The 16643-nt window shown below is 74.0% G+C and carries 14 protein-coding genes; 6 read left to right on the top strand and 8 right to left on the bottom strand.

Going from position 1 to position 16643, the window contains the following annotated elements; all coding sequences use genetic code 11:
- Positions 1 to 60 precede the first annotated feature (60 nt).
- Both AB0J76_RS29900 and AB0J76_RS29895 read right to left on the bottom strand, forming a co-directional pair.
- Positions 61 to 1275, bottom strand: a complete 1215-nt coding sequence (locus AB0J76_RS29900) for a cytochrome P450 (protein ID WP_352318863.1) — start codon at positions 1273 to 1275, stop codon at positions 61 to 63.
- A 131-nt stretch (positions 1276 to 1406) separates the two neighbouring features.
- Entirely contained in the window at positions 1407 to 3524 is a 2118-nt protein-coding gene (locus AB0J76_RS29895) for an ATPase (protein ID WP_352318864.1), read from the bottom strand.
- A 126-nt stretch (positions 3525 to 3650) separates the two neighbouring features.
- On the opposite strand from AB0J76_RS29895, the gene AB0J76_RS29890 reads away from it, so the two are divergent.
- On the top strand, positions 3651 to 4622 hold the full coding sequence (locus AB0J76_RS29890) for a PP2C family protein-serine/threonine phosphatase (protein WP_352318866.1): 972 nt from the start codon (positions 3651 to 3653) through the stop codon (positions 4620 to 4622).
- 82 nt (positions 4623 to 4704) lie between these two features.
- Positions 4705 to 6687: an amino acid transporter gene (locus AB0J76_RS29885; protein ID WP_352318868.1), complete on the top strand. Its 1983-nt coding sequence runs from the start codon at positions 4705 to 4707 to the stop codon at positions 6685 to 6687.
- A 26-nt stretch (positions 6688 to 6713) separates the two neighbouring features.
- On the opposite strand, the gene AB0J76_RS29880 is transcribed toward AB0J76_RS29885, so the two are convergent.
- From AB0J76_RS29880 to AB0J76_RS29865, 4 genes are read right to left on the bottom strand one after another with little or no spacing between them, the layout of a single operon-like run.
- Positions 6714 to 7646 carry a phosphotransferase gene (locus tag AB0J76_RS29880; RefSeq protein WP_352318870.1) on the bottom strand — a complete coding sequence of 311 codons (933 nt, stop codon included), beginning with the start codon at positions 7644 to 7646 and terminating at the stop codon, positions 6714 to 6716.
- Positions 7633 to 7779 (bottom strand): hypothetical protein, encoded by a 147-nt coding sequence (locus AB0J76_RS29875; RefSeq protein WP_352318872.1) that lies wholly within the window; start codon positions 7777 to 7779, stop codon positions 7633 to 7635. The genes AB0J76_RS29880 and AB0J76_RS29875 overlap by 14 nt, the downstream gene beginning before the upstream one ends.
- A gap of 49 nt (positions 7780 to 7828) precedes the next feature.
- Positions 7829 to 10306 (bottom strand): PEP/pyruvate-binding domain-containing protein, encoded by a 2478-nt coding sequence (locus tag AB0J76_RS29870; RefSeq protein ID WP_352318874.1) that lies wholly within the window; start codon positions 10304 to 10306, stop codon positions 7829 to 7831.
- A complete protein-coding gene (locus AB0J76_RS29865; protein ID WP_352318876.1) occupies positions 10303 to 11034 on the bottom strand; it encodes a helix-turn-helix domain-containing protein in 732 nt (243 codons plus the stop codon). The genes AB0J76_RS29870 and AB0J76_RS29865 overlap by 4 nt, the downstream gene beginning before the upstream one ends.
- Before the next feature lie 113 nt (positions 11035 to 11147).
- Between AB0J76_RS29865 and AB0J76_RS29860 the strand changes: the two genes are divergently transcribed.
- The 3 genes from AB0J76_RS29860 to AB0J76_RS29850 all read left to right on the top strand — a co-directional run bounded on the left by AB0J76_RS29860 (position 11148) and on the right by AB0J76_RS29850 (position 12875).
- Positions 11148 to 11693 (top strand): hypothetical protein, encoded by a 546-nt coding sequence (locus AB0J76_RS29860; protein WP_352318877.1) that lies wholly within the window; start codon positions 11148 to 11150, stop codon positions 11691 to 11693.
- Between the two features lie 50 nt (positions 11694 to 11743).
- On the top strand, positions 11744 to 12124 hold the full coding sequence (locus tag AB0J76_RS29855) for a hypothetical protein (protein WP_352318879.1): 381 nt from the start codon (positions 11744 to 11746) through the stop codon (positions 12122 to 12124).
- 79 nt (positions 12125 to 12203) lie between these two features.
- The gene (locus AB0J76_RS29850) at positions 12204 to 12875 is read left to right on the top strand and encodes a DUF6766 family protein (protein WP_352318881.1); all 672 of its coding nucleotides are present in this window, start codon (positions 12204 to 12206) and stop codon (positions 12873 to 12875) included.
- Here the strand turns inward: AB0J76_RS29850 and AB0J76_RS29845 are convergent.
- Positions 12809 to 13645 carry a pyridoxal-phosphate dependent enzyme gene (locus AB0J76_RS29845; protein ID WP_352318883.1) on the bottom strand — a complete coding sequence of 279 codons (837 nt, stop codon included), beginning with the start codon at positions 13643 to 13645 and terminating at the stop codon, positions 12809 to 12811. The genes AB0J76_RS29850 and AB0J76_RS29845 overlap by 67 nt on opposite strands.
- Before the next feature lie 43 nt (positions 13646 to 13688).
- Between AB0J76_RS29845 and galK the strand changes: the two genes are divergently transcribed.
- A complete protein-coding gene (gene galK / locus AB0J76_RS29840) occupies positions 13689 to 14801 on the top strand; it encodes a galactokinase (protein WP_352318885.1) in 1113 nt (370 codons plus the stop codon).
- Positions 14802 to 14807: 6 nt separating this feature from the next.
- On the opposite strand, the gene AB0J76_RS29835 is transcribed toward galK, so the two are convergent.
- Positions 14808 to 16637, bottom strand: coding sequence for a glycoside hydrolase family 15 protein (locus AB0J76_RS29835; protein WP_352318887.1), 1830 nt, complete (start codon positions 16635 to 16637; stop codon positions 14808 to 14810).
- Positions 16638 to 16643: the final 6 nt, after the last annotated feature.

The raw sequence follows: 16643 nt of genomic DNA, 5'->3' as shown, positions 1-16643 counted from the left end.
CGTCACCCTCGGCCCGGCCGTCCTGTTCCGAATCGCGGAAAGCCGGTTTGACAGGCAGAATCAGCGCAGCAGCACGGGCACCGCCAGCGGCCCCTCGGTGATGATCGACGCCGTGTAGGCGATCTCCTCGGGGCGCACCGCCAGGCGCAGCCCCGGGAACCTGCCGAACAACGACGACAACGCGATCCTGGCCTCCAGCCGGGCCAGCGGCGCCCCCAGGCAGAAGTGCGGGCCCCGGCCGAAGCCCAGATGCCCCTCCTTGGCCTTGCCCAGGTCGAAGCGGCCGGCGTCCGGACCGTAGCGGGCGGGGTCGGTGCCCGCGCCGGTGAGCCCGACGACGATGGGCCGGCCCGCCGGGATGGTCGTGCCGGCGACCGTGACGTCCTTGAGCGGGTAGCGGAAGACCAGGCCGACGACCGAGTTACGGCTGCGCAGCGCCTCCTCCACCACCTGCTCCCAGGCGTTCTCCGTACGGGCGCGGTCGAGCTGGACGGGGTCGGCGCACAGGGCCACCACCGCCTTGGCGATCAGGTGCACGGTCGTCTCGTGGCCGGCGACGAGCACGACCCACAGGATCCACAGCAGCTCGTTGTCGGACAGGCGGCCGCCGTCATCCTCGTTGGCGCGGATCAGGCCGGTGGTCAGGTCGTCGGCCGGCTCACGGCGGCGGCGCGCGATGAAGGCCGCCAGGTAGCCGAGCAGCGACCCGGCCGCCGCGTTCACCTCGTCGGGGGCGGCGGCGTGCGACAACATCACCCCCGTCCACTCGCGGATCTGCGCCCGCTCCTCCCCCGGGACGCCGAACAGCTCGCAGATCACGGCGACCGGCAGCGGCTCGGTGAAGGCGGCCACGAGGTCGACCTCGCCGTCCCGCCCGGCCATGCGGTCGAGCAGCTCGTCGGTCATCTCCTGCACGCGCGGCGCGAGGGCGGCCACCCGGGCCGGGGTGAAGGCGCGGTTGATCAGGCTGCGCAGCCGCCGGTGGTCGGCGCCGTCCTTGGTCAGCAGGTGGTCGCCCTCGATGACCTGGCGCAGCGGCCAGTCGGCGGGGACGGTGCCGTCATGAAGGCCGGTGAAGTTCCTGGCGTCCTTGCTGTAGAGCGCCTCGTCGTTGGCCAGCACCTCGTCCGTCGCCTCGTAGGAGGTCACCAGCCAGCCGTTCACCTCCCCCGGCAGCAGGACGGGCAGGACCGGTCCGTGCTCGTCCCGCAGGCGGCGGATCGTGTCGGACGTCCGCTCGCCGGGAACCGGGAACGGAAGTGGCGCGGTGTCCAATGCAGCCTCCCATGTACGGATGTCTCCCTACTCTCCGTGGTAACGCCGAGGGATCCAAGGGGTGAGGTTGTCACCGCCAGGCAGGCAACATCTGCCTCCTCCGCCACGTCGGAGCCCCAGGATCGGCGGTCTCACACGTTCGGCAGCCCCTCCCCCTCGGGTTCGAGCGCGTACGCGATCCCGGCGTCGACCTCGCCGTCGTACCCGGCGCGGAACGCCGACCCGTACGCGTCGTCGCCCAGGGCCTCGCGCGCCTGCCGCTCGCACTCCTGCCGGGCCGCCACCCAGGCCGGGACGCTGGCCTGCGCCTGCCCGTGGCTGCTCCAGATCCGCTGCGCCAGCCCCAGCAGCCGGGCCGCCCGCTCCGGCCGGCCCGCGGCCCCCGCGCCGAGCGCCAGCAGGTCGACGGTCAGCCCGATGCCGAAGTCGTCGTGCAGCCTCCGCTTGGTGCGCAACGCCGCCTGCCCGTAGGCGACGGCCGCCGCCACCCGCCCGCGGGCCAGCTCGGCCTGGCCGCGCAGCAGGTCGCCGTGCGAGCGCATCGCCTGCTCGCCCTGCTGGTCGCACAGGGCGCGCAGGTCCTCCAGCACCGCGATCGCCTCCTCGATCCGGCCGGCGACGGTGTGCGCGACCGCCCGGCACATCAGCGCCAGCAGCCCGGCGATCGTCAGCTCCTCGCCGCTCCAGCGCATCGCGTACGCCGGCTCCGACTCCGCCATCGCCTGCTCCAGGTCGCCGCGGATCACGCCGGCCGACGAGCGCAGCGCCTTGACGCACAGCGCGGCGAAGGCGTCGTCGTCGGCCGCGGCGGCCTCGCACTCCTCGGCCCGCGCCTCGACCGCGGCGGCGTCCCCCTGGGTGGCGGCGAGCAGGCCATCGGCCCACAGGGCGCGGGCGCGGACCGGGCCGGGGGCCTGGTCGAGCGCCAGGGCCTGGCCCAGGTAGTGGCGGCCCTCCTTGGCGTAGCCGCAGCCGTACCAGAAGAAGGCCAGCGTGCCGGCCAGGTCGAGGGCGGCTTGGCCGTCCCGCTCGCCGAGCGCGGTCTCCAGCGCGGCGCGCAGGTTGTCGTGCTCGCCGACCATCCGGTCGTACCAGGCGACCTGGCCGGCGCCGAGCCAGCCGGCCGCGCCGCGCACGGCCAGGTCCTGGTAGTGGGCGCGGTGCCGGCGGCGCAGCTCCGCCTCCTCGCCGAGGCCGCGCAGCCAGCCGGCGCCGTACTCGCGCAGCGTGTCGAGCATGCGGTAGCGCTCGCCGGAGCCGGTCGGCAGCCAGGTCAGGATCGACTCGTCGGCCAGGGCGTCGAGCAGCAGCCCGATGTCGGCCTCGGGCAGCCGCTCGTCGGCGCACACCTGGCGCGCCGCCTCGGCGTCGAAGTCGCCGGCGAACACCGACACCCGCGCCCACAGCAGCCGCTCGGCGGGCTCGCACAGCTCGTGGCTCCACCCGACGGCGGTACGCAATGCCTGGTGCCAGGGCGGGTCGGCCTCCTGGGTGAGCGCGAGGTCGTCCTCCAGCGTGGCGAAGCGGTCCTCCAGCCGGTCGGCCAGATGGCTCAAGGGCAGGTCGCGCAGCCGGGCCGCGGCCAGCTCGATGGCCAGCGGGATGCCTTCGAGCCTGCGGCACAGCCGCACGACGTCGTCGCGGTTGGTGTCGGTGATCTCGAAGGTCGGCATCGTCTCGGCGGCGCGCTCGACGAGCAGGGTCACGGCGTCGTGGCCGAGCGGCGCGGTGGCGCCCGCGGCCGGCACCGGCAGCGGGTCGACCACGATCACCAGCTCGGGGTCCACCTCCAGCGGACGGCGGCTGGTGGCCAGCACGTGCAGCCCGGGCACCGCCGCGAGCAGCCCCTCGACGGTCGCCGCGCAGGCCGCGACCAGGTGCTCGCAGGTGTCGAGCACGAGCAGCAGCTCGCGCCCGAACAGGTGCTCGGCCAGCACCTCGGACATGGGCCTGGTGGTCTGGTCGGTGAGCCGGAGCGCCTCGGCGATGGCGTGCGGCAGCAGGGTCCCGTCGTCCAGCGGCGACAACTCGACCAGCCAGCACCCGCCGGCGAAGTCGGGCCGCAGGTCGGCGGCGGCGCGCAGGGCCAGGCGGGTCTTGCCGACGCCGCCCACCCCGGTCAGGGTCACCAGCCGCGACCGCCGGCACGCCTTGCGCACCTGCTCCAGCTCCGCGCCGCGGCCGATCAGGCTCGTGAGTTCCGCTGGAAGGTTGCCCGCCTGCCACTTACCTGCCATCGTGATCGCCACCTATCGGATGAAGTTGTGACAGCAGCTTGCCGGAACCTGATGCACTGCGTGACTAAAAGTGAGAAAGTAGCTACTCACCCTGTTCGCCGCGTCCGGAAAGAAGAAGCCGATAACCGGAGACACACCATGCGTTCACAGCGAGGCTGGTTCCTGCTGTTCCTGCTGGTCGAAGGGGTTGTCGCGCTCTATGTCACCTTCGGGCGCGCCGGTTTCGACCCGCTGACGGGGCTGCTCGTCCTCGCCCCCGCGATGGGGCTGGCGTCCGTCGCCCACCGGTTCCAGGGCGACCAGGAGCGCGAGTTGTCCCGGGTGCGGCAGATCGCCGAGCTGGCCCAGCAGGCGATCGTCCGGCCGCTGCCGCCCCGGCTCGGCGGCATGAGCCTGGCCGTCCACACCCGGTCGGCCACCGACCAGGCGCTGATCGGCGGCGACCTGCACGACGCGCTGGTCGCGCCCTCGGGGGTGCGGCTGATCGTCGGCGACGTCAAGGGCAAGGGCATGGAGGCCGTCCGGCTGAGCGCCGTCGTGCTGGCCTCCTTCCGGCGGCACGCGCCCGACGCGCCCGACCTGGTGGCGCTGGCCACGGCGCTCGACGCCGACCTCGTCCCGCACCTCGGCGAGGAGGACTTCGTGACCGTCCTGCTGGCCGAGTTCGTGCCCGGTGAGGTGCGGCTGGTCAACTGCGGCCATCCGGCTCCCCTGCGCATCGGCCACCGCCTGGAGGCATTGGAGCCGCCCGAGCCCTCGCCGCCGCTCGGCCTGGGCCCCGAGCCGCGGATGCGGCGCGCCGGGCTCGGCCTGTCCCAGCGGCTGCTGCTCTACACCGACGGCCTGAGCGAGGCCAGGGACGCCGACGGCGTGGAGTTCCCGCTCGACCGGCACGTCCGGCACGCCCTGGCCGCGCCCGGCCTCGACCACGCGCTGCCCAACCTGCTCGACCTGCTGGACGAGCACGCCGGCGACCTGCGTGACGACCTGACGCTGGTGCTGGTGCAGCCGGTGCCCGTGCCGGACCCGGCCGAGCGCGCGGCCGGTGCCGCGCCGGACGGCCCGGCCGCCGCCGCCCTTCCGGCCGACTCCCGCAAGGACGGCTTCTAGGCGGGACCGCACCGGTCGCCGCCGAGATCCGACCCCCTAAGGTGGGGACGTTCGTTGGCGGCGTCCCCGAGAGGAAGTTCCGGTGAGCGGTACCGGTGAGCTTGCCATACCCGAAGCGGTCGAGAGCGCGGGCCGTACCGGGCCGCCGTCGAGCCGGACGGCGCGATGGTTGCTGCGGCACCAGGTCCAGCCCGTCGGCCCGGAGTCGGCCGAGGGCCACGGCGAGCCGCAGCCGTGGTGGAAGGTCATGTGCCTGACCGGCGTCGACTACTTCTCCACCCTGGCCTACCTGCCCGGCATCGCCGCGCTCGCGGCCGGCGCGCTGTCGCCGCTGGCCACGCTGCTCATCGTGGCGCTGACGCTGCTGGGCATGCTGCCGATGTACCGGCGGGTGGCCAAGGAGAGCCCGCACGGGCAGGGGTCGGTCGCCATGCTCGAACGCCTGCTGCCGTTCTGGCGGGGTAAGCTGTTCGTGCTGGTTCTGCTGGGGTTCGTGGCCACGTCGTGGATCATCACGATCACGCTGTCGGCCGCCGACGCCTCGGTGCACATCCTGGAGAACCCGTACTTCCCGAGCTTCCTGCACGGGCACGCGGTGATCATCACCGTCGTGCTGCTGGTGGTGCTCGGCGGCGTGTTCCTGATGGGCTTCACCGAGGCGGTCGGCGTCGCGATCCCGCTGGTGGCGCTGTTCCTGCTGCTCAACGCGGTCGTCGTCGCCGTCGGGTTCGCCGACGTGGCGGCCGACCCGCAGGCCCTGTCGCACTGGACGGACGCGCTGCTCGACGGGCGCGGCGGCCTCACCGGGCTGCTCGGCCCGGCGGTGCTGGCCTTCCCGCTGCTGGTGCTGGGCCTGTCCGGGTTCGAGACGGGCGTCAGCATGATGCCGCTCGTGGCCGCCCAGGGCGACGACCCCGAGCAGCGGCTGCGCTCGCGCATCGGCAACACCCGCAAGCTGCTGACCGTGGCCGCGCTCATCATGAGCGTCTACCTGATCGCCACCAGCTTCGTCACGACCGTGCTCATCCCGGCCGAGCAGTTCGCGCCGGGCGGGCAGGCCAACGGCAGGGCGCTGGCGTACCTGGCGCACGAACGGCTCGGCGAGGGCTTCGGCACGGTCTACGACGTCAGCACCATCCTCATCCTCTGGTTCGCCGGCGCCTCGGCCATGGCCGGCCTGATCAACATCGTGCCGCGCTACCTGCCCTCGTACGGCATGGCGCCCGAGTGGGGCAAGGCCGTCCGGCCCGTCGTGCTGGTCTACACGGCCATCTGCGTGCTGCTCACGCTGGCCTTCAACGCCGACGTCGACGCCCAGGCCGGCGCGTACGCCACCGGCATCCTGGCCATGATGGTCTCCGGCGCGGTGGCGGTGACCATCTCGGCCGTCCGCCACCGCCAGACCCCGGCCGTCGCCGGCTTCGCCGTGCTGACCCTGGTGCTGGTCTACGCGCTGGTGGAGAACATCAGGGAGAAGCCCGACGGCATCACCATCTCGGCGTTCTTCATCCTCGGCATCGTCGCGATCTCGCTGATCTCGCGGGTGTCGCGCACGACCGAGCTGCGGGCCGACCGGATCGAGTTCGACGAGGCGGCCCGCCGGTTCGTCACCGACTCGCTGAATCACGACGGCGCGCTCAACATCATCGCCAACCGGCGCGGCCCCGGCGACGCGGCCGAGTACCTGGCCAAGGAGAGCGAGCAGCGGTCCATGAACCCGGTGCCGGGCCGGGCCGACGTGCTGTTCCTGGAGATCGACGTCATCGACCCCTCCAGCTTCAGCGACGTGCTGCGGGTGCGCGGCGTCGAGGTCGGCGGCCACCGCGTGCTGCGCGCGGAGAGCCCGGCCGCGCCCAACGCGATCGCGGCCGTGCTGCTGGCGCTGCGCGACGGCACCGGGGTGCGTCCCCACTGCTACTTCGAATGGGCCGAGGGCTCGCCGATGGTCCACCTGCTGCGTTACCTCATCCTGGGCCGCGGCGACACCGCGCCGGTCGTCCGCGAGATCATCCGCAAGGTCGAGCCCGAGCCGCAGCGGCGGCCCGGCATCCACGTCGGCGGCTGACCGGCCGCTGACGGGCGGCGGCCCGTTCAGAGCCAGCGGGTGCGCAGCCAGGCGAGGGTGGCGCGGCGGGAGCGTTCGCGGCGGTCGCGCAGCGCCGGCGGCGCGGGCGCGGTGGCCGAGCGCGTCCAGTAGCCGAGCAGGGCGACCAGGAGGGCGTCCACCTGGTCGGCGGGCGCCCGGCGGCCGAGCGGGTGCGTGGTGAGCAGGCGCTCGGGGTCGCGCGGCCCGAGGTCCGACTGCAGCAGCAGGCAGACCAGGTCGGCCCAGGCCGGGCCGGTGCAGGCCCGCCCCCAGTCCACCAGGCGGGCGGTCCCGTCGCGGTCGATGAGGATGTTGTCGAACCGCGGGTCGAAGTGCAGCAGCGTGCCGCCGGTGACCAGGGCGGTCCAGCGGCGTTCGACCGCGGCCAGGCGGGGCAGGCGGGCGCGTTCCCATGCTCCGGCGCGGGCGGGGTCGAGGGTGTTCCACAGCTCGCAGCGTCCCGACATGCGCCCGGCCAGCGTGGGCAGGCCGCCCAGCGGGGACGGGGTCAGCTCGCGGGCACACGCGGTGAGCAGGGCGAGGGCGGCGGCCAGCTCGTCGTCGTGCCACGGCTCGTGCGGGATCCGGCCGGGCGCGACCCGCGAGCAGAGCAGCACCCACCCCGCCGCCTGGCAGGAGAACAGGAACCGGGGGGCGGGCACGCCCGGCGGCAGGGCCGCGCCCACCACGGCCTCCGCCCGGTAGTCGGCCGCGTGCGGCGAACCGGCGGGCACGGCCTTGACGAAGACCTCGTCGCCGCCGGTCAGCGTGAGCACGCCGCGCACGCCGCCGGTGAAGCCGCCGTGCCGCCCCGCGAAGCCGGCCGCCGCCCGGCCGAGCCGCCGCTCGACCTCCCGGACGAGAGCACCGGGCAGGTCGTCCCACCCGGGCGGACCGGTCGGGAGGTCAGGCGGGTCGTGCCGTTCAGGTGGGGTCATCCGGTTGCCGGGCCTCCTGGAGGTCGGGCTGGGCGGTGTCGCGGTCGAGGCCCAGCAGGGCGAGGCGGAAGCGGGCGCAGCGCGCTTCGAGCTCGCGCTCGTCGTCGAGGATCCACTGTTCGATCATGGTCATCCAGTGAACACACCAGCAGCCGCAGGACGGCCGACTTGGCGCACTCTTTTCACTGGAGCAACTCGACCGTGCCGCGCTCGCCGTCCACGCGGACGCGGTCGCCGTCGCGCAGCCGCATGGTGGCGTTGCCGGTGCCGACCACGGCCGGGATGCCCAGCTCGCGGGCCACGATCGAGGCGTGCGACAGCGGCGCGCCCATGTCGGTGACGACGGCGGCCGCGCGCGGGAACATCGGGGTCCAGCCGACGTTCGTCAGGGTCGTCACCAGGATCTCGCCGGGCCCCAGCCGGTCGCCGTCCTCGGGGCCGGCGATGACCCTGACCACGCCCTCGACCACGCCCGGCGCGCCGGGGAATCCGGTCACGGTGTCGCTGACCGGGACGTCGAAGCCGCGGGCGTCGTAGACGTCGGCCCGGCGGCCCGGGTCGGCGGCCCACCGGACGGGGTCGAACCGGCCGACGATCACCGTCGGGTACGGCGGCAGCGCGGCGTACCGCTCGTGGGTCGCCCGCCGGACCGGGACCCGGGCCAGGGCCGAGGCGTCGCCGCGCAGCACGTCGAGGATCTCCTCCAGGTAGAGGTGGAACAGGTCGTCGCCGTGCCCGGTCAGCTCCCCGGCGCGCACCACGAACGCCCGCAGCACCCAGAAGGCCCGGATGTTCTCCGAACGGGCGCTCTCCCGGTCGCGGACGACCGCGTTCCACCGCCGTACCCGGGCGCGCATCCGGGCCTCCTTGCCGGGGTAGCGGGCGGCGAACCGCGCCCACGCCTCCGCCCTGGCCTTCTCTTGCCGGGCCAGCAGCGCCTCGGTGCCGGCCCGCAGGTCGCGCAGGCCGGCGAGCTGGGCGTCGATCCAGGTCGGGTCCTCGCCGGGCCGGGGCCTTGAGACCTCGAACTCGTGGGGGCCGCGGTGCCCGTAGGCCAGCGCGAACTCCTCCCTGCTGATCTCGCCCCTGGCCAGCCTGCCCAGGCCCAGGACGGGCCCGAGGCTGGCCAGCTCGCCGTCGGCGTTGACGCCGGTGAGCATGGCCTCGGCGTCCGCCTCGCCCATCAGCCTGCGCAGCCGGTCGCGGGTCCAGACCAGCGTGGCGCCGCCCTGGCGGCCGGCGGCCTCCAGCATGCGGCTGGAGGTGACCAGGTGGGGCTCGATGGCGGACGTCCACAGGTCGGCCAGCTCGGCGCCGGAGGACGTGGCGGCGACGCGTTCGCGCAGTTCCTCGCAGCGCTGCCGGGAGGCGGCGAGGAAGGCGGGCATGTCCTTGATGTTCCGGCGCACCCGCCGCTGGAGGGTGACGGCCATCGGCAGCACGCGCCGGACGATCTCCCAGCGGGCCAGCCGCACCGGCGGCACCTCCAGGCCGGCCGGCAGCCTGCCGAAGACCTGCTCGACCGCGCCCAGCCTGCTCCGCATGCCCAGGGCGGCGGCGATGGAGTGGACGACGCTGAGGTTCATGTAGAAGCGGCCGCCGATGTTGCCCACCAGGTCGAACCCGGGCAGCGCCGAGGCCGACATGGCCTCGCGGATGAAGATCTGGACGAACGACCAGGTCGCCGGCGTCATCACGTCGGGGATGGCCTCGCCCAGGTTGCCCGCGGTCCACAGGTAGTCGCCCTTGAGGCTGTCGTTCCACTCCTCGACCTGCGGTTTCAGGCCGGTGATCGGGCGGGCCTGGAGGATCGCGAACGTGCCGTCGCGCCTGGCCCACTCGACGTCCATGGGCATGCCGTACAGGGCCTGGATCCGTTCGCCGAGCGCGGCCAGCTCCACCGCCTGCGCCGGGTCGAGCACGGGAGCGCGGCGCAGGTCCTCGGGCACGGGCTCCTCGCCGGTGCCGCTCGCGGTGCGCACGGTCATGACGGTCTTGTCGGCGACCCGCGAGCCGGTGACCCGGCCGCCCGACAGGGTGATCGTGTCCGGCGTGACCTGCCCGCCGACGACGGCCTCGCCGAGCCCCCAGGAGGCGTTGACCACGATCTCGTCGCGCGCGCCGGTGACCGGGTCGGCGGTGAACATGATCCCGGCCGCGTCGGCGTCCACCAGTTCCTGGACGACCACCGCCAGGGCCACGTCGTCGTGCGGGACGCCGTTGCGCTCGCGGTAGGCGACGGCGCGCGGGTTCCACAGCGAGGCCCAGCAGCGGCGGACCGCCTCCAGCAGGCCGTCGGCCCTGACGTTGAGAAAGGTGTCCTGCTGCCCGGCGAACGACAGCTCGGGCAGGTCCTCGGCGGTGGCCGAGGAGCGCACGGCCACCGCGACGTCGTCGCCGAGCGCGGCGTGCGCGGCCCGGATCTCCTCGGCCAGACCGGCCGGGATCTCGTGCGCGGCGAACAGCGCGCCGGGGCCGCCGCTGGAGGCGATCTCGTCGCCGAACGCCGCCACGAACGACCGGTACGCCTGCGTCGTGACGACGAACCCGCCGGGCACCGGCAGCCCCGCCCTGGCCAGCCGGGCCAGCGAGGCGCCCTTGCCGCCCGCGGTGCCGAGGTCGGCGGCGGCTTCGTCGTCGAGGGGGATGACTGCCTTCATTTCACGCGCTCCTTGGCCGGGCTCATGGATGTCGCCAGTTTGCGCCGGGCGACGTCGGCGAGGGCGTCGAGGAGGTCGAGCGTGGCCCGCGCGACGGCGGCGGCGTCGTCGGGCGGCAGCGCGCGTCCGGTGCCCACCGCGCGTTCGACGGTCTCGGCCAGCAGCTCGGCGACGCGGTCGTCGGGCAGCCGCTCGGACTCCGGGCGCGCGCCGGGCAGGAACATGAAGCCGTAGAAGATCGAGCCGATCACCGTGACGTGCTCGGCCGGCTCCGCGCGCACGGCGCCCAGCCGGACCAGCTCGCGCAGGTACGCCTCGAAGGGGCCGCCGAGTTCGAGGCCGCCGGCCGCCGGTCGCTGCCGCTTGAGCCGGGTGAGCTTGCCGAGCACCTCGGAGTCGTCGAGCAGCACCGCGTGCAGCAGCGGCCGGTGCAGCAGCGCCGAGGCCAGGGTCCCGAACAGCTCGCCGAGGGTGGCGGGCGCGCCGTCGCGCACCCGGTCCAGCATGAGCACCCGCTCGCGCCGCAGCAGCGCGGCGAACAGCTCCTCGCGCGTCTTCCAGTGCAGGTAGATCGTGCCCTTGGCGACCCCGGCCCGCCTGGCGACGTCCTCGACGGTGGTCTTGTCGTAGCCCCAGCGCAGGATCAGCTCGGCGGCGGCGTCGAGGATCCGGTGGGCGCGCTCGGCCTGCCGCGCGGGGTCCTGCGGCGGCCTGCCCGCTCTGGCCATGCCTTGCCTCCAATTGTTTGACCGGATGAGCTTAAACGGTCACACAATTGATGGCAAGGCCGGATCTCCCGTACGCCGCCGGGAAGGCGCCGCCGGGCCGTAGCGTAGGGGGCATGGGCAAGGCGTTCTGGATCGACCAGGAGTTCGACAGGGACCGTGACGGGCGCTACGCCGTGCACGTGCGCAAGAACCTCGACGAGTTCGAGTGGGGTGACATCGCGCCGGTCAGGTTCGCCTGCGCGGCCTGGCGGCTGGCCACCCCGCCCGCCCTCACCCCCGGCTACGTGCGCTGGGACCGCCGCGTCCTGGAGGCCACCTGCCACCGCAACACCTGGGACGGCACCCTGTTCGCGCGCGTCCGGATCGTCTCGCCGCTTCCCGCCGAGCTGACCAGGTCGCGCGCCTGGTGGCGCGACCGCGGCTGGCTTGGCTGGCAGGAGACCTTCGGCCAGTACGTCGAGCCGAGCCAGCAGGACCTCGCCCGCATCCCGTTCCTGCGCGCCACGCTGCTCGTCGAGGCGCCCGTGCCGCTCGGCGACCTCCCGCCGGAGCCCGAGGGCCCGCACGACGAGGTCGAGCAGCGTGCCCACCGGGCCGTGCTCGTCCTGGTCCGCGAGCTCAACGCGCTGGTCGCCCCGGTGCTCGACCAGCTCGGGTAGCCCGCCCGCGGGCCAGCATGCCCGCCGCCCCGGTGGGTAGCGGGAGGCGCATGAGATTTCCGTTCGTCGTGACGGCGCTCGTCCTGGCGGCCACCGGCTGCGCCGTGGACACGATGTCCCCCGCCCGCGCGGCCGAGCGTTTCCATGCGGCCCTGGAGGCTCACCAGGAGGACGCCGCGTGCGGGCTGCTGGCCCGGAGCACCGCCGAGAAGCTGCCCGACCGCGGCCAGACCTGCGCCCAGGCGCTGGGCGACCTCAAGCTGGGGCCCGGCGGCGCGGTCACCGAGGTGAGCGTGTGGGGCAAGGAGGCCCAGGTGCGGCTGGCCGGCGACACCCTGTTCCTGCACCGCTTCGACGACGGCTGGCGGGTCAAGGCCGCGGGCTGCCGGCCCGTGCACGACCTGCCCTACGAATGCGAGGTGGAGGACTGATGCGGGTGATGTTCACGCTGACCCTGCTCGTCATCGTGGCGGGGCTGGCCTGGTTCCTGGCCATAGGGTGGGCGCGGTTGTGAAGTGGTTGAAGGAGAACTCCCTCTCGCTGGCCTTCCTGGTCATGTTCCTGCTGGCGCTCGGCGGCCAGGCGGTGGCGGGCATGCTGCAGTTCAACGACCTGCAGCTGGTTCAGGGCGCCGACCCGGTGTCGTTCGCCGAGTACGTCACCTCCTCCGACTTCGCCGTGGACGTGGCCGAGAACTGGCAGTCGGAGTACCTGCAGTTCTTCCTGTACATCATGCTGACCGTCTGGCTCGTCCAGAAGGGCTCCCCCGAGTCCAAGAAGGTGGAGGACGCCGGGGCCGAGTCCGACGAGGAGCAGCAGGTCGGCGCGCACGCCGGCAGCCAGTCCCCCGCCTGGGCCAGGGCCCGCGGCGCCCGGCTGTGGCTGTTCAGCAACTCGCTCGGGCTGGTGATGGGGGCCATCTTCGTGTTGTCGTGGCTGGCCCAGTCGGTGGCGGGCCAGGCGGCCTACAACTCCGGACGGCTCGCCGACCTGCGCGACCCCGTCTCGTGGGGCCAGTACGTGACCTCCGCCGAGTTCTGGAACCGCAGCCTGCAGAACTGGCAGTCGGAGCTGCTGGCCGTGTTGTCGATGGTGGTGCTGTCGGTCTACCTGCGTCAGCGCGGCTCGCCCGAGTCGAAGCCGGTCGGCGCCCCGCACGCGGCCACGGACGTCGAGGGCTGACCGGTCAGCACGGCCACGACGCGGGTGCCCGGCGCGAACGCCCCCCGCCGGGCCAGGTCGAGCACGCCGTAGAGCATCTTGGCCACGTAGACGCCCTCGACCCGGTGCTCGGCGGCGAACCGGTCGAGGTCGGGGGTCGAGCGGGCGTAGCCGCCGAAGTGGTGGTCGAGGTCGAGCGACCAGTTCGTCCAGGTGCGGCCGTAGGCCTCCCGCTGGAGCCGGGCCACCTCGCCGGCCAGGAAGCCGGCCCCCTTGAGCACCGCGAAGCCCAGCGCCCGCCTGCCCTCGGGCAGCCCGGCCGAGATGCCGGCCAGCGTGCCGCCGGTGCCGACCGGGCAGCAGACGACGTCGTAGTCGACGTCGATCTCGGGCGGGAGCTCGGCGCAGCCGCGCACGGCCGCGGCGTTGCTGCCGCCCTCGGGCAGGATCGCGACGTCGCCCCACCGCTCCCGCAGCCGCGCCTGCACCTCGGGCGTGTGCTTGAGCCGGTAGGTGGCGCGGTCGAGGTAGGTGAGGGTCATCCCGCAGGAGGCGGCGAAGGCGAGCGTGGGGTTGAGCGGCAGGTGCTCCTCGCCCCTGATCACCCCGATCGTCTCGATGCCGTGCAGCCTTCCGGCCTCGGCCACGGCCCTGATGTGATGGGAGTACGCCCCGCCGAAGGTGAGCAGCCGCCGATGGCCCAGGTTGTACTTGAGCTTGCGCCGCTTGTTGTCGTCGTGCATCAGGAACACCCGGACCTGGCCGAGCGCTGGATCCAGGAGCTCCTCCATGGCGCTAGTCTACGGTCGGGCCTTTGTTGAGGAGTGTTGGATTATGCGCGTTGCTGAAGCTTTTCGTGCCGCCTTCGGTGCCGATCCCCGCACGGTCTGGCGCGCGCCCGGCCGGGTCAACCTGATCGGCGAGCACACCGACTACAACGACGGTTTCGTCCTGCCCTTCGCGGTGCCGTGGGGCGTGAGCGCCGCCGTCACCCCGCGCGCCGACCAGACCATCCGGCTGCTGTCCCTCCAGTCCTCCGGCGGCCCGATCGAGCTGCCGGCCAGGGAGGATGCCACCGGCTGGGCCCGCTACGCCGTGGGCGTGCTGGCCATGCTCGGCGACCGGGTCGCCGGCGCGGACATCGCGATCGACGGCGACGTGCCCCAGGGCGCGGGCCTCAGCTCCAGCGCCGCGCTGGAGGTGGCCGTCGCCTCCGCGCTGAACGACGTCCACGGGCTCGGCCTGACGCCGATGGAGATCGCGCTGCTCAGCCAGCGGGCCGAGAACGACTTCGTCGGCATGCCGTGCGGCATCATGGACCAGGCCGCCTCGGCGCTGTGCGAGGAGGGCCACGCGCTGTTCCTCGACTGCCGCTCGCTCGGCTCCAGGAGGATCCCCCTCGACCTGGCCGCCGAGGGCCTGAGCATCCTCATCATCGACACCCAGGTCCACCACGAGCACGCCGGCGGCGAGTACGCCAAGCGCCGCGCCGAGTGCGAGTCCGCGGCCCGCAAGCTGGGAGTGGCGTCCCTGCGCGACGTCACCGACCTGGCCGCGGCCCTCGACCGGCTCCAGGGCGACGAGCGCAAGCGCGTCATGCACGTCGTCACCGAGAACCACCGCGTCGAGGCCCTGGTCGGCCTGCTGCGCGCGGGCAAGGTCACCGAGATCGGCGCCCTGCTCAATGCCTCCCACCTGTCGCTGCGCGACCAGTACGAGGTCTCCTCGCCGGAGCTCGACGTGGCCGTGGAGGCCGCCTTCCGCGGCGGGGCCCGCGGCGCCAGGATGACGGGCGGCGGCTTCGGCGGCTCGGCCATCGCCCTCGTCCCGGACGACCGCCTCGACGGCGTGCGCGAGTCGGTCACGGCCGCCTACGCCGAGCGCGGCTTCCAGGCCCCCCGCTTCCTGGCCGCCACCGCCGCCAAGGGCGCCCACCGCCTGGCCTGACGCCGGTCAGGGCGTGCGGGCCGCTCCCGCCCGCGCCAGGTTGACCCCGCTGGCGATCACCCCGATGTGGCTGAACGCCTGCGGGTAGTTGCCCGCGAACGCGCCCGTGGCCGGGTCGATCTGCTCCGGGAGCAGGCCGAGCGGGCTGGCGCGGGCGCACAGGGAGGCGTACAGCTCCTCGGCGCGGGCCCGGTGACCCTGTAGGACGAGGTTGTCCACCAGCCAGAAGCTGCACAGCAGGAAGGCGCCCTCGTCGCCGGGCAGGCCGTCCGGCGACTGGTCGTGCAGGTAGCGGTAGAGCAGGCCGTCACCGGCGGACAGGCGTTCGGCGACGGCGGCGGTGGTCGCCGTCATCCGCGGGTCGTCGGCCGGCACGACCTTGCGCAGCGGCAGCGCGAGCAGGCTGGCGTCCAGGCCGCCGCCGCCGTCGAGGTGCTCGCTCAGGCACTGCGCCTCCTCGTCCCACGCCTGCTCCAGGATCAGCCGGCGCAGCTCCTCGGCGGTGGCGCGCCACCTGGCGATCGGACCGTCCAGGCCCAGCCGTTCGCCGATGGCCGCGGCCCGGTCGAGCGCCACCTGGCACATGCCCGCCGAGTAGGTGAAGACCCGGCCCTGGCTGCGTACCTCCCAGATGCCCTGGTCGGGCTGCCGCCAGGTGTTCGCGGCGGCCTCGGCCAGCGCCGACAGCCCCGACCACAGCGCGGGCTGCAGGTCGCGGCCGGGCAGCAGCCACTGGTCGGCGCAGTCGAGCACCTCGCCGTAGACGTCGTGCTGGCGCTGGTCGGCCGCGCCGTTGCCCCACCGCACCGGCGCCGAGCGCCGGTAGCCCTCCAGGTCGGCGTCGACGACCTCCTCAGGTACGGGGTCGCCGCGCAGCGTGTACATGATCCGCGGCTGGCCGCTCTGCTCGAAGGCGTCGAGCACCCAGCCGAGGAAGCCGTCGGCCTCCTCCGCGAAGCCGACGCGGCGCAGCGCGAAGACGGCGTAGGCGGCGTCGCGGATCCAGGTGTAGCGGTAGTCCCAGTTGCGCACCCCGCCGACGGGCGCGGGCAACGAGGACGTCGGCGCCGCGACCAGCGAGCCGTTCACCCAGTCGTCGCACAGCTTCAGCGTGATCACCGAACGCCGGACCAGCGCCTCCTGCGGGCCCCGGTAGGTGCACGCGCCCATCCAGCGCCGCCAGGCGTCGGCGGTCTGCCGCACCATCGCCTCGGGGTCGAACCGGTGGTGACGGTGGATGCGCCCCCACGACAACACCAGGTCGAGGCGCTCGCCCTCCCGGAGGTCGTGCACGGTGCGCAGCCCCGTCAGCGGCCGGTCGGACCGCAGGTGCAGCCGCAGGTCAGGACGGCGGGACGCGCGCACCTCCAGGCCGCTGCCGAGCACCCGGACCTGCCCGCCGCCGCGCGGCGCCAGCTCCGCCCGCAGGCGCACGTCCCCCGCCAGGACGACCGCGGACCTGACCAGCTCGCCCCTTCCGCCGCCGGCGTCGTCGCTGAGGTCGGCGCCGGCGCGCAGGACCAGCGCGTCGGTGATCCGCACCACGCCGGACGGGCCGCGCAGCTCGGTGACCAGCACGGCGGTGTCCGGCACGTAGTACTGCCTGGCCTCGCGCAGGTCGTCGGTCGTCAGCGTGAAGCGGCCGCCGCGCTCGCGGTCGAGCAGGCCGCACAGCAGCGGGTCGCTGTCGAAGCGCGGCAGGCACAACCACGGGATCGAACCGTCGAGGGCGACCAGCGCCGCCGTCGTGCCGTCGCCGATGAGCCCGAGGTCCTCCAGGGGCGGGTAGCCCTCCCGGTGGCGGACCGGGCGGAAGGGTGGATCGAGGTCGAGCATCCGGCG

Origin of the sequence: Nonomuraea sp. NPDC049624 (assembly GCF_040675255.1) — a bacterium.
In the GTDB taxonomy this organism is placed as follows: Bacteria; Actinomycetota; Actinomycetes; order Streptosporangiales; family Streptosporangiaceae; genus Nonomuraea.
The sequence above is the reverse complement of the archived record's forward strand: the minus strand, read 5'-3'. Positions and strand labels throughout refer to the sequence as shown.